The organism is Anoxynatronum sibiricum (assembly GCF_039414295.1).
GTDB lineage: Bacteria > Bacillota > Clostridia > Peptostreptococcales > Tindalliaceae > Anoxynatronum > Anoxynatronum sibiricum.
This window is the reverse complement of sequence record NZ_JBCITM010000086.1, coordinates 1-255: the sequence shown is the minus strand read 5'-3', so window position 1 is coordinate 255 and position 255 is coordinate 1. Positions and strand designations below refer to the sequence as shown.

At 40.8% G+C, this 255-nt stretch carries 1 pseudogene; it reads left to right on the top strand.

The features are described 5' to 3' along the window. Positions 1-50: 50 nt before the first annotated feature. A pseudogene (locus tag AAIG11_RS18080) lies at positions 51-255 on the top strand (IS5/IS1182 family transposase); the annotation flags it as partial.

Genomic DNA, 255 nt, shown 5'->3' with positions numbered 1-255 from the left:
GATTTAAAGACGCGAAGGTGTATGAAAGCATTATGAACGAAGTGGTCCTAATGGCAATGGAAAACAAAATGGTGTCAGGAAAAATTTTTTACACCGATTCAACCCATATTCGGGCCAATGCGAGCAATTCAAAATACACAAACGAAGAAAAAGAAATGACCATCTCGGAAGACGAGTCCTTACTCGCACTGGTTAATGACAAAAGAGAAAGCAAAGGACAGAAACCTTTAAAGGCGGCAGCCGATAAAGTTGTCC